The 15,567-nt window shown below is 72.6% G+C and carries 16 protein-coding genes and 1 pseudogene; 5 read left to right on the top strand and 12 right to left on the bottom strand.

Translation table 11 applies throughout. The features are described from left to right. Positions 1-11: 11 nt before the first annotated feature. From nhaA to BUE44_RS39025, 4 genes are all read left to right on the top strand, one after another. The gene (gene nhaA, locus BUE44_RS32395; protein ID WP_073502598.1) at positions 12-1,403 is read left to right on the top strand and encodes a Na+/H+ antiporter NhaA; all 1,392 of its coding nucleotides are present in this window, start codon (positions 12-14) and stop codon (positions 1,401-1,403) included. A 91-nt stretch (positions 1,404-1,494) separates the two neighbouring features. After that, the gene (locus BUE44_RS32390) at positions 1,495-1,998 is read left to right on the top strand and encodes a phage holin family protein (RefSeq protein WP_073502619.1); all 504 of its coding nucleotides are present in this window, start codon (positions 1,495-1,497) and stop codon (positions 1,996-1,998) included. Between the two features lie 13 nt (positions 1,999-2,011). Continuing rightward, positions 2,012-2,968 (top strand): alpha/beta fold hydrolase, encoded by a 957-nt coding sequence (locus tag BUE44_RS32385; protein WP_073502597.1) that lies wholly within the window; start codon positions 2,012-2,014, stop codon positions 2,966-2,968. A 152-nt stretch (positions 2,969-3,120) separates the two neighbouring features. Beyond that, positions 3,121-3,300 (top strand): hypothetical protein, encoded by a 180-nt coding sequence (locus tag BUE44_RS39025; protein ID WP_073502596.1) that lies wholly within the window; start codon positions 3,121-3,123, stop codon positions 3,298-3,300. Between the two features lie 57 nt (positions 3,301-3,357). Here BUE44_RS39025 and BUE44_RS32375 read toward each other — a convergent pair whose 3' ends face one another. The 3 genes from BUE44_RS32375 to nth form a co-directional block, all read right to left on the bottom strand. Beyond that, positions 3,358-4,557, bottom strand: coding sequence for a MarP family serine protease (locus BUE44_RS32375; RefSeq protein WP_073502595.1), 1,200 nt, complete (start codon positions 4,555-4,557; stop codon positions 3,358-3,360). A gap of 105 nt (positions 4,558-4,662) precedes the next feature. After that, positions 4,663-5,391 carry an NUDIX hydrolase gene (locus tag BUE44_RS32370; RefSeq protein ID WP_073502594.1) on the bottom strand — a complete coding sequence of 243 codons (729 nt, stop codon included), beginning with the start codon at positions 5,389-5,391 and terminating at the stop codon, positions 4,663-4,665. Further along, a complete protein-coding gene (gene nth / locus BUE44_RS32365) occupies positions 5,388-6,221 on the bottom strand; it encodes an endonuclease III (protein WP_079190286.1) in 834 nt (277 codons plus the stop codon). Before nth ends, BUE44_RS32370 begins: the two co-directional genes overlap by 4 nt. 265 nt (positions 6,222-6,486) lie before the next feature. Here nth and BUE44_RS32360 point away from each other — a divergent pair, with 265 nt between their 5' ends. Continuing rightward, positions 6,487-7,161, top strand: coding sequence for a Crp/Fnr family transcriptional regulator (locus BUE44_RS32360; protein WP_033174884.1), 675 nt, complete (start codon positions 6,487-6,489; stop codon positions 7,159-7,161). A 159-nt stretch (positions 7,162-7,320) separates the two neighbouring features. Here the strand turns inward: BUE44_RS32360 and BUE44_RS32355 are convergent, their stop codons facing one another. The 9 genes and pseudogenes from BUE44_RS32355 to BUE44_RS39020 all read right to left on the bottom strand — a co-directional run. Then, a complete protein-coding gene (locus BUE44_RS32355; RefSeq protein WP_073502592.1) occupies positions 7,321-8,214 on the bottom strand; it encodes an alpha/beta hydrolase family protein in 894 nt (297 codons plus the stop codon). A gap of 3 nt (positions 8,215-8,217) precedes the next feature. Then, positions 8,218-9,459 carry a kynureninase gene (gene kynU / locus BUE44_RS32350; protein ID WP_073502591.1) on the bottom strand — a complete coding sequence of 414 codons (1,242 nt, stop codon included), beginning with the start codon at positions 9,457-9,459 and terminating at the stop codon, positions 8,218-8,220. Next, entirely contained in the window at positions 9,452-10,288 is an 837-nt protein-coding gene (locus BUE44_RS32345; protein WP_073502590.1) for a tryptophan 2,3-dioxygenase family protein, read from the bottom strand. Before BUE44_RS32345 ends, kynU begins: the two co-directional genes overlap by 8 nt. A gap of 116 nt (positions 10,289-10,404) precedes the next feature. Next, complete coding sequence (locus BUE44_RS32340; RefSeq protein ID WP_079190285.1) at positions 10,405-11,283, bottom strand: DUF3152 domain-containing protein; 879 nt, start codon at positions 11,281-11,283, stop codon at positions 10,405-10,407. A 294-nt stretch (positions 11,284-11,577) separates the two neighbouring features. After that, a complete protein-coding gene (locus BUE44_RS32335; RefSeq protein ID WP_073502588.1) occupies positions 11,578-11,991 on the bottom strand; it encodes a DUF3151 domain-containing protein in 414 nt (137 codons plus the stop codon). A gap of 98 nt (positions 11,992-12,089) precedes the next feature. After that, a complete protein-coding gene (fbaA, locus tag BUE44_RS32330) occupies positions 12,090-13,112 on the bottom strand; it encodes a class II fructose-bisphosphate aldolase (protein WP_073502587.1) in 1,023 nt (340 codons plus the stop codon). Positions 13,113-13,349: 237 nt separating this feature from the next. Then, positions 13,350-13,892 (bottom strand): orotate phosphoribosyltransferase, encoded by a 543-nt coding sequence (gene pyrE, locus BUE44_RS32325; RefSeq protein ID WP_073502586.1) that lies wholly within the window; start codon positions 13,890-13,892, stop codon positions 13,350-13,352. Between the two features lie 128 nt (positions 13,893-14,020). After that, on the bottom strand, positions 14,021-14,824 hold the full coding sequence (locus tag BUE44_RS32320) for an aldose epimerase family protein (protein WP_073502585.1): 804 nt from the start codon (positions 14,822-14,824) through the stop codon (positions 14,021-14,023). A gap of 77 nt (positions 14,825-14,901) precedes the next feature. Further along, positions 14,902-15,567 (bottom strand): annotated as a pseudogene (locus tag BUE44_RS39020) (SRPBCC domain-containing protein); the annotation flags it as partial.

The raw sequence follows: 15,567 nt of genomic DNA, 5'->3' as shown, positions 1-15,567 counted from the left end.
AGGCCCGCCCCGTGTCCCAGCCGAGGCGCCGCCGCACCGCCGTCCTGCTGGGCCGGCTGTCGCTCCCCGAACGGAACTTCCTCGCCGACGCCCTGCGCACGGAGACCGTCGGCGGCGTCCTGCTCCTGCTCGCCGCCGTGGCGTCACTCGTCTGGGCGAACACCTTGCACCACAGCTACGAGTCCGCCGCCGGCTTCCACTTCGGCCCGTCCGCGCTCGGACTGCACCTGTCCGTCGAGCACTGGGCGGCCGACGGCCTGCTCGCGATCTTCTTCTTCGTCGCCGGCGTCGAGCTCAAACGCGAACTGGTCGCCGGCGAGCTGCGTACGCCGTCCGCCGCCGCGCTCCCCGTCGTCGCCGCGGTCTGCGGCATGGCCGTGCCCGCCCTGGTCTACACGGTCGTCAGCGGCGCCGGCGGCGGGTCGCTCCAGGGCTGGGCGGTCCCCACGGCCACCGACATCGCCTTCGCGCTGGCCGTCCTCGCCGTCATCGGCACCGCGCTGCCGGCTGCGCTGCGCGCCTTCCTGCTCACCCTGGCCGTCGTCGACGACCTCTTCGCGATCCTGATCATCGCCGTCTTCTTCACCTCGACGATCAATTTCGCCGCTCTGGCCGGCGCCGCCGCCTGCCTGCTCCTCTTCTGGCTGCTGCTGCGGGCGGGAGTACACGGCTGGTACGTCTACGTGCCGCTCGCCCTGGTCATCTGGGCGCTGATGCTCAACAGCGGAGTGCACGCCACCATCGCGGGGGTGGCCATGGGCCTGATGCTGCGCTGCACCACCCGCGACGGCGAGCGCCACTCCCCCGGCGAGCACGTCGAGCACCTGGTGCGGCCGCTGTCCGCGGGCCTGGCCGTGCCGCTGTTCGCGCTGTTCAGCGCGGGCGTGACGGTCTCGGCGCACGCGCTGGGCGACGTCTTCGGCAAGCCCGAGACGCTGGGCGTGGTCATCGGCCTGGTGGTCGGCAAGACCGTCGGTGTCTTCGGCGGCACGTGGTGCGCTGCCCGCTTCACGCGCGCCACGCTGAACCCCGATCTGACGTGGCCCGACGTCTTCGCGGTGTCCACGCTGGCCGGTATCGGCTTCACCGTCTCGCTGCTGATCGGCGAACTCGCCTTCGACGGCGACCCGCTGCTCACCGACGAGGTGAAGGCCGCCGTCCTGGTCGCGTCGGTGATCTCCGCGGTGCTGGCCGCGACCCTGCTCAAGCTGCGCAACAACACCTACCGGCGGCTGTACGAGAACGAGGAGCGCGATGAGGACGGCGACGGCATCCCCGACATCTACGAGCAGGACCAACCCGCCTACCACCTCAGGATGGCTGAGAGCCTGGAACGCAAGGCCGCGGAACACCGCAGGCTCGCCCAACTGGCCCGCCGCGACGACGGACCTGACAACATCTGAGGCATGATCGGGTCAGTGGACGGTCCGAGTGCCGGTCTCCGGCCGGGACCGTACCGCCCCCGCAGTGGACGACGGAATGACGGAGGAAGCGATGAGCGAGTCCCCCAACGGTGACAGCCGCAGCATCGGGCAGCTTTTCGCCGCCGCCACGGCGGAGATGAGCGCCCTGGTCCATGACGAGATCGCCCTCGCCAAAGCCGAACTGCGGCAGGACGCCAAGCGCGCCGCCTTCGGCAGCGGTGCGCTGATCGGCGCGGTGACACTGCTCTTCTTCGCGGTGCCGATGCTCAGCTTCGCCTCGGCGTACGGGCTGCAGGCGCTCGGCCTCACCCTCGGCTGGTCGTTCCTGATCGTCTTCGGCGCCTTCGTGGTGCTGGCGCTGCTGCTCGCCGCGTTCGCGTACGGGCGGTTCAAGAAGGTGAAGAAGCCGGAGCGTTCGATCGCGTCGGCGAAGGAGACCGCGGCGGTGCTGCAGAAGGCCAAGCCGCACCCGCGCGAGCTGAGCGACGGTGCCGTGCCCGCGCTCGGCAGTGGTGCCACCGAGGCCTCGCGCCTGCTGCCCACCGCCAAGGCCCCGGCCCGCGCCAAGATGTGACACGCTCTGGGGCATGAACCTCGCCGACGGGTCGGGAAACCCGTGGACAAAAGGCGGGTCGAGCGCGTCGGTGGCCCGGCCCGACGGCCCCTGGACGCACCGCGACGTGGCCGCCAATGGCGCCCGCTTCCACATCGCCGAGGTCGGTGACGGGCCGCTGGTGCTGCTCCTGCACGGCTTCCCGCAGTTCTGGTGGACCTGGCGGCACCAGCTCACCGCGCTGGCGGACGCCGGTTACCGCGCGGTGGCGATGGACCTGCGCGGGGTCGGCGGCAGCGACCGTACGCCCCGTGGCTACGACCCGGGCAATCTCGCACTCGACGTGACCGGGGTGATCCGCTCCCTCGGCGAGCCGGACGCCGCGCTCGTCGGCCACGACCTGGGCGGATATCTGGCCTGGACGGCCGCGGCGATGCGGCCCAAGCTGGTGCGCAGGCTCGCGGTCTGCTCGATGCCGCATCCCCGGCACTGGCGCAGCGCGATGCTGACCGATCTGCGGCAGAGCCGCTCCGGGGCGTACATCTGGGGCTTCCAGCGGCCGTGGCTGCCCGAGCGGCAGCTGGTCGCGGACGACGCGGCGCTGGTCGGGAAGCTGATCCAGGCCTGGTCGGGGCCCTCCTTGCCGGACGACGAGGCGGTCGACGTCTACCGCCGCGCGATGCAGATCCCGTCCACCGCGCACTGCGCCATCGAGCCCTACCGCTGGATGGTGCGGTCGATGGCGCGGCCGGACGGTATCCAGTTCAACCGCAGGATGAAGCGGCCGGTCAGGGTGCCGACGCTGCATCTGCACGGTTCGCTCGACCCGGCCATCAGGACGGCCAGCGCGGCCGGCAGCGGCGAGTACGTCGAGGCGCCCTACCGCTGGCGGCTCTTCGACGGCCTCGGGCACTTCCCGCACGAGGAGGACCCGGCCGCCTTCTCCGCCGAGCTGATCAACTGGCTGAAGGACCCCGAACCGGACCGCTGAGCGTAGGCGCTCCCGCCGCGCCGGCTGCTGCCCGCCCTACGTACACCGTGACCGGTGCGACAAGCCCATGATCGTTAAAATGCCGGACGCATACGCCAACAGGAGCAGCAAAGGGCGATTACCGACCAAGAGGCGCGGGCACGTAGCTCGGTATGGGTTGGACGCACGACTACCGTGATGTGTCACGCAATCGCCGAAGCACCCCCGCCGCCGTCAGCAGTACGGCGCCCATAAACCTCTTCCCGCCGGGCGAGGCCCGGCTGGGCATTCCGCGCATACTCAGGCGCCGGGCCAGGTGGGTCGGCGCCAGGCTGCGCCATCCGCGCGACTGACAGCGGTGCCGGCGCCAGGAGCGGGGCTACGGCCGGCGTCCGCGCGCCGGCCCCGGGTCACAGCGCGCAGCCCTCGGTGTCCACCTGCCGGTCCGCAGTACGTCCCGCGGCCACGTCGGGCGCGATCTCGTCGGCGGTCAGGGCGTAACCGGTGTTGGAGTCGTCGAGCGACTTGGCGAAGACCACCCCGGCGACCCGCCCGTCCGTGCTGAGCAGCGGCCCGCCGGAATTGCCCTGCCGGACGGTCGCGTAGAGCGAGTAGACGTCGCGATGGACGGTGCCGCGGTGGTAGATGTCCGGGCCGTTGGCCTGGATACGGTCGCGGACGCGGGCGGCGCGCACATCGAAGGCGCCGTTCTCCGGGAAACCGGCCACGATCGCGTCGTCGCGGCTGCGCTCGTCGGTGGTGGCGACGTCCAGCCACGGCGCGTCGAGCCCGGGCACGTCGAGCACCGCGATGTCGCGCTGCCAGTCGTAGAGCACCACCCGGGCGTCATGCAACTTCCCCTTGCCGCCGACCTGCACGGTCGGCTCGGAGACACCGCCGACGACGTGCGCGTTCGTCATGACCCGGTTCTTGGCGAAGACGAAGCCGGAGCCTTCGAGCACCTTCCCGCAGCCGGGCGCGGTGCCGACCACCTTCACGATGCTGCGCCGGGCGTCCGTCACGACCCGGCTGTTGACCAGCGCCGGGTCGGGGGCGGGCACCGACGTGATCGGCTCCGAGCCGAAGGTCCCGAAGACCTGCGGCAGGCCGTTCTGCGCCAGGGTCGAACTGAAGTCGGTGAACCAGGTGTCGGCCTGCGCCGGCATCACCCGCGACACCCCGAGCAGCACCCTGGACGACCGCACCTCGCGCCCTATCGTCGGCAGCGCCGTGGTGGCCAGGGCGCTGCCGATCAGCCACGCCACCAGCAGCATCGCCAGCACGTTGACCATCGCGCCACCGCTGGCGTCGATCGCCCGGACCGGCGACCAGGTGATCTTCGTACGGACCTTGTTGCCCAGATGCGTGGTGAACGCCTGCCCCACCGACGCGCACACGATGACGATCGCCACCGCGGTCACCACTGCCACGGAACCGGGGGTCGCGTCACCGGTCGCCTTGTCCCACAGCAGCGGCAGCAGGTAGATCGCGACGAGCCCGCCGCCGAGGAAGCCGATCACCGACATGATGCCGACGACGAAGCCCTGCCGGTAGCCGATGACGGCGAACCAGGCGGCGGCGAGGATGAGCAGGAAGTCCAGCACGTTCACGGGGAACACGGTCTCATGGCGACCTGAGCGCGCGGGACCGTACGGCCCTCACAAGTGCGTGCGGGTGCCGGGCGCCGCCGCGGGCCGTGCGCGGTCGGTCGGGCTCTAGAGTCGGCCGAGCGGGACGGTGCGGTCCTCGTCCCAGGGCAGCTCCCAGCCGGCGAAGTGCAGGATCTTGTCGATCAGGCCGGCCGTGAAGCCCCACACCAGGGCGTCCCGGACCAGGAACGCCGGGCCGCGGAAGCCGCTGGGGTGGGTGAGAGTCGCACGGTTGGCCGGATCGGTCAGCTCCGCGAGCGGGACCCGGAAGACCCGGGCGGTCTCGGCGGGGTCGACCACGCCGACCGGGCTCGGGGCCCGCCACCAGCCGAGCACCGGGGTCACCACGAAGCCGCTGACCGGGATGTAGAGGCGCGGCAGGACGCCGAAGAGCTGCACTCCAGCCGGGTCGAGGCCGGTCTCCTCGCGGGCCTCGCGCAGCGCCGCCCGCAGCGGGCCGTCACCGTCGGGGTCGCCGTCCTCCGGGTCCAGGGCGCCGCCGGGAAAGGACGGCTGCCCGGCGTGCGAGCGCAGGGCAGCGGACCGCTCGATGAGCAGCAGGTCGGGCGCGGAGCCAGCGGCCCCGCCGTTCCCCTCGCCGGACGTGCCGTCGCCCTCGCCGAAGAGGATGAGCACCGCCGACTGGCGCCCCCCGGCCGCGGGCGGCAGGAAGCGGCTCAGCTGCTCGGGACGTATCGCGTCCGCCGCGTCCGCGACCGGGCCGAGCCAGCCGGGCAGCCCGTCCCGGCTGACCGCCACCTCCGGACCCGCCCCCGTCCCCCGCGCCTGCGTCATGAGGCCGCCAGCGGGGGCGCGGGCTGCCCCGGATAGTCCGGCGGCGGCTTCAGCCGCTGGCCGGGCGCGCCGCCCTTCTCGTACTTGAGCAGCTTCTTCGCCTTCTCCGGGTCCATCTCGCCCTCGCCGTACGACGGGCACAGGTGGGCGATGGGGCAGGCGCCGCAGGCGGGCTTGCGGGCATGGCAGATCCGGCGGCCGTGGAAGATGACGCGGTGCGACAGCATCGTCCACTCCGACTTCGGGAAGAGCGCCGCGACGTCCTGCTCGACCTTCTCCGGCTCCTGCGAGGTGGTCCAGCCGAAGCGCCGGGCCAGCCGCCCGAAGTGCGTGTCCACCGTAATCCCCGGCACGCCGTAGGCATTGCCGAGCACCACATTGGCCGTCTTGCGGCCGACACCCGGCAGCTTGACCAGGTCCTCGAGGCGACCGGGCACCTCGCCGCCGAAGTCGTCGCGCAGCGCCACCGACAGGCCGAGCACCGCACGCGCCTTCGCGCGGAAGAAACCGGTGGGCCGCAGGATCTCCTCCAGGGCCTCCGGCTGCGCCGCCGCCATCGCCTCCGGTGTCGGATACTGCGCGAACAGCGCCGGCGTCGTCTGATTCACCCGCAGGTCGGTCGTCTGCGCGGACAGCACGGTGGCGATCAGCAGCTCGAAGGGATTCTCGAAGTCCAGCTCGGGGTGGGCGTACGGATACACCTCGGCCAGTTCGCGGTTGATCCGCCGGGCCTGCCGTACCAGTCCCGTATGCGTCTGCGCGACCTTCGCCTTCTTCACCGCGGCCCCGCCCGCCGCGGCTCCGGTCATCGCGCCACTACTCGTCGCCATGCCGCCAGCCTACGGGCCGCCACCGACACCCGGCGGAGATCCGTTCCGCCGCCGCGGCCGCCCCTCCCGGGCATCCTGTTCGCTGACAGCTGAATCCGCCCTCGCGGCCACCCGTTCAGCCGCCAAGGACACCTCCCGGAACGCCCAATCGGACCCCCGGAGCACGGATACGGCCCCGGATAAGACATCCTTGTGATTGATCGCACTGTTTGTAGACGTCATGCATCATGGGGACATCCCAGCGATGCCGACAAGGAGATAGCTCGTGGACGACGTTCTGCGCCGTGCCCCGCTCTTCGCGGCGCTCGACGACGAGCAGGCCGCTGAACTGCGTGCCTCCATGACCGAGGTCACGCTCGCGCGTGGCGATTCGCTGTTCCACGAGGGCGACCCCGGGGACCGGCTGTACGTCGTCACCGAGGGCAAGGTGAAGCTGCACCGCACCTCGCCCGACGGCCGGGAGAACATGCTGGCCGTGGTCGGCCCCGGCGAGCTGATCGGAGAGCTGTCGCTCTTCGACCCGGGCCCCCGCACCGCCACCGCCACCGCGCTGACCGAGCTGAAGCTGCTCGGCCTGGGCCACGGCGATCTCCAGCCCTGGCTGAACGTGCGGCCCGAGGTCTCCACGGCGCTGCTGCGCGCCGTCGCCCGCCGGCTGCGGCGCACCAACGACGTCATGTCCGACCTGGTCTTCTCCGACGTGCCCGGGCGTGTCGCCAAGGCGCTGCTCGACCTCTCCCGCCGCTTCGGCGTCCAGTCGGAGGAGGGCATCCACGTCGTCCACGACCTCACCCAGGAAGAGCTGGCCCAGCTCGTCGGCGCGTCCCGCGAGACCGTGAACAAGGCTCTCGCCGACTTCGCCGGCCGCGGATGGCTCCGCCTTGAGGCCCGCGCGGTCATCCTGCTCGACGTCGAACGCCTGGCGAAGCGCAGCCGCTGAGCTTGACCGGCGGGTTCTACGCCGTGGCGTGAGCGCTTTGCGCTCGGCGCTCCGGTGCCGCGCAGCCATGCCCGCGCGCAGTCGCCGCTGGGGGCGGTGGCGACATCCCATTCCCACCGTCGTGGCCGCCCGCACCCCTGGGCCCCGGAGAGCAGCTTCCTACCAGGCGAGCTGGGCGATCTCGTCGGCGACGACCGACACCGCCGGGGCCGACGGGTCGATCAGGGGGAAGTGGCCGGTGGCGGGGAGCCAGGCCGTGACGACCTCCTCGCCCGCTGCCGCAGCCGCGCGGGCGAAGGCGTGGCTGACCTGCGGCGGGACGTCGATGTCGGTGGTGCCGTGCACGATGGTGACCGGGATGCCGGTGGGCAGCAGCGCCGCGGGGTCGGTCTGCGGGAGGCGGGCGGTGAGGTGGTCGGGGCCGCCGAGCAGCTCGATCACGGCGTCGGAGCAGACCCGCATCCGCATCGCGGAGGTGAAGTCGGCTATCGGGGCGAGCGCCACCACCCCGCGCAGCGGAGGCGCTGAGGTGCGGTGCCAGCGGGATTCCGGGGGCAGCACGTGCCGGGCGGCGGCCCACAGCGCCAGCTGGCCGCCCGCGCTGTGTCCGGTGAGGACGACGCGGCGCGGGTCGACCAGGTCGGCGCCGAGGGCCTCCACGGCCAGTGCGGGCAGCGCGTCGACGGCGGCCGCCACGTCGTCGAAGGTGTCGGGCCACCGCCCGGCGGCCGCGCCGTCGTCGGCGGCGGCGCCCTTGCGGTATTCGACCGACGCCACCGCGTATCCGTGCCCGGCCAGGTACGCGGCCAGCGGGGAGACGTGCGTGCGGTCGTAGGGTGCGCGCCAGGCGCCGCCGTGCAGCAGCGCGACCAGCGGGGCCGGGTGGGCGTCACGGCCGCGCGGCGGGCGGGGGCGGAAGAAGTCGACCAGCTGGTCCTGATGGTCGCCGTAGGCGGCGGTGGCGTCCGCCGGCACCGGTGCGTGCCGGAAGGCCGACGCCTCCTCCGCCTCGGCCTGGGACACGGGCGGGGGCGCGGCGGAGTCGGCGGCCATCGGTCAGGCGGTCCCTTCGATCACATCGGCGAGTACGCGCGCGGCGCGCAGCGCGTCGGCGTAGCGGGTGTAGAGCGGGGTGAAGCCGAAGCGCAGCACGTCGGGCCGGCGGAAATCGCCGACGACGCCCCGCGCGGTCAGCTCGCGCATCACCTCCGCGGCCCCCGCGCAGCGCAGCGACACCTGGCTGCCGCGCTCCGCGTGCGCGGCGGGCGTCACGGACTCGACCCGCCCCGCGGGCACCAGCACGGCGGTGCAGTCCAGGAAGAAGTCGGTCAGGCCGAGGCTCTTGGCCCGTACGCCCTCGGTGGTCACGCCGTCCCAGGCGTCGAGCGCGGCGTCCAGCGCGAGCAGCGACAGGATCTCCGGGGTCCCTACGCGGCCGCGCGGCGCGCCCTGCGCGGGCTCGTAGCCGGGTGCCATGCCGAAGGGTTCGGCGTGCGAGTTCCAGCCCGGCAGGGGCGAGTCGAAGCGGGGCTGCAGCTCACGGCGTACGTAGAGGTAGGCGGGCGATCCGGGGCCGCCGTTGAGGTACTTGTAGGTGCAGCCGACCGCCAGGTCGACCCCGTCGGCGTCCAGCGCCACCGGCAGCGCGCCCGCGCTGTGGCACAGGTCCCACACGGCGAGCGCGCCCGCCGCGTGCAGGGCGGCGGTGGTCCCTGCCAGGTCGTGCAGCCGTCCGGTGCGGTAGTCGACGTGGTTGACCAGCGCCGCCGCGGTCAGCGGGCCGGCCGCGGCGCCGATCTCGGCCGCGGGCACGGGCCGTACGGTGTGGCCGGTCAGCCGGGCCGCGGCGGCGGCGATGTAGCCGTCGGTGGGGAAGGTCGCGGCGTCCACCAGGATCTCGGTCCGCCCCGCCGGTGCCATCCGGACCGCGGCGACCAGCGCCTTGAAGACGTTGACGCTGGTCGAGTCGCCGACCACGATCTGCCCGGGTGCGGCGCCGACCAGCGGGGCGATACGGTCGCCGATCCGTTCGGGGGCGGTCCACCAGCCGCTTTCCTCCCAGGACCTGATCCGCAGCTCGCCCCACTCCCGGGTGACGACGTCGGCCAGCCGGGGCAGGACCCCGGCTGTCAGGGCGCCCAGCGAATTGCCGTCGAGGTAGACGGTGGCGTCGTCGAGGACGAAGCGGTCGCGTACCGCCGCGAGCGGGTCGGCGGCGTCCAGAGAGGCGGCGCGGGCGGCCAGGCCTTCGGGGTCGGACACGGTGGCGCCACCGGGCACGGCTGCGGTGTCAGACATGGCTGCGCGCCGTCCACAGCTCGGGGAAGACGTTCTTGGTGGCCCGTTTCTCCAGCCAGGCCACGCCCGCGGAGCCGCCGGTCCCGGTCTTCGCGCCCATCGCGCGGCGGGTCGCGACCAGGTGGTCGTTGCGCCAGCGCCACACGTATTCGGCGACGTCGGTGAGGGTTTCGCCGAGCCTGATCAGGTCGGAGTCCTGGTCGTCGGCCGCGTAGACGCGCTGCCAGGCCCTCTCGACGTCGGGGTGCGGCTCGTAGCGCAGTGACGGGTCGCGGTTCAGGACGTCGGCGGGGATGGCGTAGCCGCGCCGGTCGAGCAGCCGCAGCACCTCGTCGTAGAGGCTCGGCTCGGTGAGGGCCTTCTCCAGTTCGGCGTGCGCGCCGGGGGTGCCGCGGTGCGGTACGAGCATGGACGCGGACTTGTCGCCGAGCAGGAACTCCAGCCGGCGGTACATGGCGGACTGGAAGCCGGAGCCCTCGCCGAGGGCGGACCGGTAGGCGTTGAACTGCCCGGGCGTCAGGTGCGCGATCGGCTTCCAGGAGGCGTTCAGCGACTCCAGCTCCGGCAGGCTGCGGTGCAGCGCCGCCATCGCGGTGGGCAGGTCGTCCTGCCGGAGTGCGCGGGCGGCGGTGGTCCATTCGTGGACCAGCAGCGTGAACCACAGCTCCATGACCTGGGTGGTGACCAGGAAGGCCATCTCGCCGGGTTCGTCGGACAGCGGGTGCTGCAGATGGGTGAGCACGGACGCCTGCACGTAGTCCTCGTACGGCGTGCTGCCCTCGAACGACAGGTTCGGGGTCGCCGCCTCGTCGGTCGGTGCATCGGACATGGGTTACCTCCAGAACGGGTCGCCCGGGATCACCGGGCCACGCCGAGATCATCTGCGGTGCGGGCGCATCCGGCAAGGCCGGCGCCTCCGGACGCCGCGTCTGGCGGACGCCGAGGTCAGGCGACGGGCGGTCCCGAGATGTAGCGGCCCTTGGTGTCGTATGGCCACTCGTTGGCGGTGCAGCCCTTGAGGCCCTTGATCTGCTGCATCATCACCGGTGCCGGCTTGCCGGGTCCCGGGCAGCCCTCGTGGTGGTGGCCGATGCGGTGGCCGACCTCGTGGTTGATGATCAGGGCTCGGTAGTCCCCGATGGGGCCGTCGAATTCGGGCGACCCGAGCATCCAGCGCTTGAGGTTGACCACGACGGTGGCGCCGACGTCGCAGTTGACCTCGCCGCGGGTGAGCAGGCCGGCGGCGCCGCAGATGTCGTCCACGGTGTCCGGCGTCGCGATCTTGATCACGAAGTCCGCGTGGCCGGAGGAGACCAACTGGAAGCCGTCATGGCCGTCGGCGGTCCAGCCGCGCGGGTTGGCCAGGATCTCCGCGATCTCGTGGGCCGCGTCGGTGGCGGACAGCATGATGCCGCCCTCGACCTCGACCTTGTAGCGGCGGATGGTGCCGTGGCCGGACGCGCTTCCGGTCGCGTCGGCGGTGCTGAAGCTGCCGCTGCCTGACTTGGGCACGGAGGACGCCGGCGGCGTGGCGGGCGTGTGCGACGGGCTCGGCGACGTGCTCTTCTTCGGGCGGCCGGTGGACGGCCGGGGGGACGGGCTGCCGGTGTCCCGCGGCGGTGACGTGGTGGTGGCCGTGGCGGTCGGGTTGAGGCCGTCGTGGAGAACCGCGGAACCCGCGGTCTCCTGGGTCTTGTGCCAGGCGGCGTATCCCCCCGAGGCGACGACGAGGAGGATGACGCCGAGCGCGAGCGGCCCGGCTATCGCGGCACGCTTCTTCGCCCGCCGGCGCCCATGCCGACGTCGGCTGCGCTGTCCTGCCAAGACTCCCCCTGCGGCCCGCGCAGCCGGGTCCACCGCCCCGGCCCCGTCCGGCCCCCCTGGCGTCTCCGCGGCTGCGTGTGGATTGCGATCGGGCACGCTCACGCGTGCCCGACACGAACGACAGGCCCAAGAATCGCACACGGATATGTGGCCAGGCCATGCGCCGCCCGTCTGTGGCAGGACTGCAACATTGAGCCGCGGTCGCGGGAGGGCGGCCGCACGGGGCCGGAAAGGAACCGGGGCGGAAGCCGGAAAACAGCCCCCTGCGGGGCCAGGGCCGGGCCCGGCGGAGGCTCAGTTCAGGATGTCGGCGGCGGTCGGCGAGCTGTCCCGCAGGAAAGCGGTGCAGCGCGCGTACTCCTCCTCCTCGCCGATGGCCTGGGCGGCGCGGCCCAGGGCGTGCAGGGCGCGCAGGAAGCCGCGGTTGGGCTCGTGCTCGAAGGGCACCGGGCCGTGGCCCTTCCAGCCGGCCCTGCGCAGCGCGTCAAGGCCGCGGTGGTAGCCGGTGCGGGCGTAGGCGTACGACTCCACGACGCGGCCGGCCTCGAAGGCGTCGTCGGCAAGCTGCGCCCAGACCAGCGAGGACGCCGGGTACTTCGCCGCGACCTCGGCGGGCGCGGTGCCCGAGGCGAGCAGCTCGCGCGGCTCCGGGTCGTCGGGCAGGTGGGTGGGGTCGGGACCCCCGAGCAGGTTCTGGTGATTGGCCATGGGCCCCAGTCTGCCCGAGCCGGCACGGGTGAGGGCCCCCGGGCAGCTGCCCCGGGGGCCCTCAGGGTCCTTCGCAGGACTCAGGGTCCTTCGCAGGACTACTTGCGCTTGTTGCCCGCGGACCGCAGGTTCTCCGCGGCGACGACGACCCGGGCGGCCATGCCCGCCTCGGCGGACTTGCCCCACACGCGGGGGTCGTAGGCCTTCTTGTTGCCGACCTCGCCGTCCACCTTGAGCACACCGTCGTAGTTGGTGAACATGTGCGCGGCGACGGGCCGGGTGAAGGCGTACTGCAGGTCGGTGTCGATGTTCATCTTGACGACACCGTTGGCCAGCGCCTCGTTGATCTCCTCGATCGTGGAGCCCGAGCCGCCGTGGAAGACGAAGTCGAAGGGGTTGGCCTTGCCGTACTTCTGCGCGACGGCGTCCTGCAGCTCCTTGAGGATGCCGGGGCGCAGCACCACGTTGCCCGGCTTGTAGACGCCGTGCACGTTGCCGAAGGAGGCGGCCAGCAGGTAGCGGCCGTGCTCGCCCAGGCCGACCGCCTCGACGGTGCGGAAGGCGTCGTCGACCGTGGTGTAGAGGTTGTCGTTGATCTCGTGCGAGACGCCGTCCTCCTCACCGCCGGTCGGGGTGATCTCCATCTCCAGGATGATCTTGGCCTTGGCCGCCTGCGCCAGCAGCTCCTTGGCGATGGCGAGGTTGTCGTCCAGGTTCTCGGCGGAGCCGTCCCACATGTGGGACTGGAACAGCGGGTTGCGACCGGCGTCGACCCGCTCCTGCGAGATGGCCAGCAGCGGACGGACGTAGGCGTCCAGCTTGTCCTTCGGGCAGTGGTCGGTGTGCAGCGCGACCGTGACCGGGTACTTCTCGGCGACGATGTGGGCGAACTCGGCGAGGGCGACCGCACCGGTCACCATGTCCTTGTTGTACTGCCCGCCCAGGAACTCCGCGCCGCCCGTGGAGATCTGGATGATGCCGTCGCTCTCCGCCTCGGCGAGGCCGCGCAGCGCGGCATTCAGCGTCTGCGACGAGGTGACATTGATGGCCGGGTAGGCAAAGCCGCCTGCCTTCGCCCGGTCGAGCATGTCGTTGTAGACCTCGGGGGTTGCGATGGGCATCGTTTCCGCTCCTCAGATTCCGCGGGATGGTGGTGCTGGCGTGGCGACGTCATCGTCGGCCCTATCTTCCCATTCCCGAACGGATACACCACCTCGGTACAGGCGCTGTCTTGCACGGCCTCCGGAGTGTTTCACGTGAAACATCGCGACGACCGTAAAACCGCAGGTCAGCGCACCCTTGGGGAGAGGTCGCCGGGCCCGCCGCCGACCACCATGCGGACGGCGGCGGGCGCCGCGTCAGTCCAGGCCCAGATCGGCCAGCGAATACGCGGCGAGATACGGCAGACCCGCCTGCGTAACCTTCGGCTCCGCGCCGCGGTCGACGATCACCGCCACCGCGACCACCTCGCCGCCCGCCTCCCTGACCGCCTCGGCGGCCGTCAGCGGCGAGCCGCCGGTGGTCGAGGTGTCCTCCACCACCAGCACCCGGCGGCCCTTGACCTCGGTCCCCTCGATACGCCGCTGCAGCCCGTGCGCCTTGTTGGCCTTGCGCACCACGAAGGCGTCAAGACGCTGCCCGCGCGCGGCGGAGGCGTGCAGCATCGCGCCCGCCACCGGGTCGGCGCCCAGCGTCAGACCGCCGACCGCGTCGAAGTCCAGGTCGGCGGTCAGGTCCAGCATCACCTGACCGGCCAGCGGCGCCGCCTCGCCGTCCAGCGTGATGCGGCGCAGGTCGATGTAGAAGTCGGCCTCCAGCCCGGAGGAGAGGGTCACCTTGCCGTGCACCACGGCCTTGTCCTTGATCTGCTGCAGCAGCGCACTGCGTACGTCGTCACTCATGCCGACAAGTATCCGGCCCCGCAGCCCGGCGCACGAAGCGCAGGCCGAGGGGCCGGTTCGTTCCCGCCGGGCTGGACCAGGGGGGTGACGGGGCGGAGGCGCGACAGAGCGCCGGATGAAGGGACCGGTCAGCCGATCCGGTGCCAGGTCCAGACGGTGGAGATCTCCAGCGGGTCGATCGGGGTGACCAGCCGCGGCGCGGTGTTCAGGCCGTTCGGCGGGCCGGACTGCGGCTCGACGCACACCGCGTCGGGCTGCTCGTCGTAGATGACCACCCAGGACGCGGGGCTGCGCACCTCGAGCCGCATCTCACCCGGCCAGGTCAGCGTCACGTCGACCCCGTCGGGCATGCCGAAGCAGTCGTCCCAGGGGCCGGGCTTGGGGTCGATGCGGTTGCCGTTGGGCAGGTGGTTGCTGCCGCGCTCCTCCTGCCAGGCCGCGCTGAAGGCCAGTTCGACGTCCTGGCCGCCCTGCCCGAGGTTGCGCCGCCACCAGGGGTGCCAGCCGGCCTGCGCCGGGAAGGAGTCCCCGTCCGCCGCCGCCTCGACGCTCATCGTCAGCGTCACCGAGTGCGGTGCCAGCTGCACGGTGTGGGTGACCCGGCCCGGGTAGGGCCACGGGTCGGCCAGGTCGTAGTAGTAGGCCGCGGTGGTGTCGGTCGGCGGCGCCGCCTCCTGCCAGGCGACATGCCGCCCGGTGCCGTGGATGGCGTGTGGCGGGGCGTCCACCGGGAGCTGATGGGTGACACCGCCGTTGCGGAAGACCCCGTTCTCGGTTCTGCCCACCCAGGGCACCATAAGAAAGGCGCCGAATCGGTCGCCCTGGAGCAGGAGTTCCGTTCCGGCGACCCGCAGGGAGGCGATCCGGCAGCCGTGCCCGGGCTCCAAGGTCAGTTCGGCGTCGCCCGCCGTCAGCTTCGTCTCGTTCTCCACGCGATGAGCGTATAGGGCGGGTGCTCTGACGTTCACTTATGGTCCGGCGAGCGGGTGGCGCGCCCCTCGCCGGACGGCTATCCGCGGCGCCGCAGCACCCGGCCCACGACGACCGCGGAGGCGACCAGCGCGGCGGCCACCGGGGCCGCCCAGCGCAGGGTGGCGGCCGCCGAGGAGCTGTCGGGCGCGGGCACGGGCGCGTACCGCCCGCGCGGCGGCGCGTGGTCGACCTCCTCCGCGCTGCGGCCGATCATCGTCCGGCGGGCGTGCGCGGCCTCGGCGGGCGGTACGAGGTCGTCCAGCGCCGCGGCGCTCTCCGGGACCTCCACCTCGACCTCGACCAGCTCGAAGTCCTCGAGTTCGGCGGGCGGCACGGGTTCGCCCAGGTCGTCCACGACGTCGGCTTCGGGCTCGGCCTCCTCGGCGGGTTCGGCCGCCGGCCCCGGCTCGTCCTCTTCAGCCGCCGGCCCCGGCTCGTCCTCTTCAGCCGCCGGCCCCGGCTCGTCCTCTTCAGCCGCCGGCCCCGGCTCGTCCTCTTCAGCCGCCGGCTCTGGCTCGTCATCCTCGGCGTCCGGCTCTGGCTCGTCCTCTTTCGCCGCCGGCTCGGCCTCCTCGGCGTGCTCGGCCTCCGGCTCGGGCTGGTCCTCTCCAGCCGCCGGCTCGTCAGCCGGTACAGCCTGGACCTCCGCCGCGCCCGCGGACGGATCCGCGGTCCCTGCCGCCTCCACCGCCGCCGCCTCCGC

Source organism: Actinacidiphila paucisporea, from assembly GCF_900142575.1.
Lineage (GTDB): Bacteria > Actinomycetota > Actinomycetes > Streptomycetales > Streptomycetaceae > Actinacidiphila > Actinacidiphila paucisporea.
The sequence above is the reverse complement of the archived record's forward strand: the minus strand, read 5'-3'. Positions and strand labels throughout refer to the sequence as shown.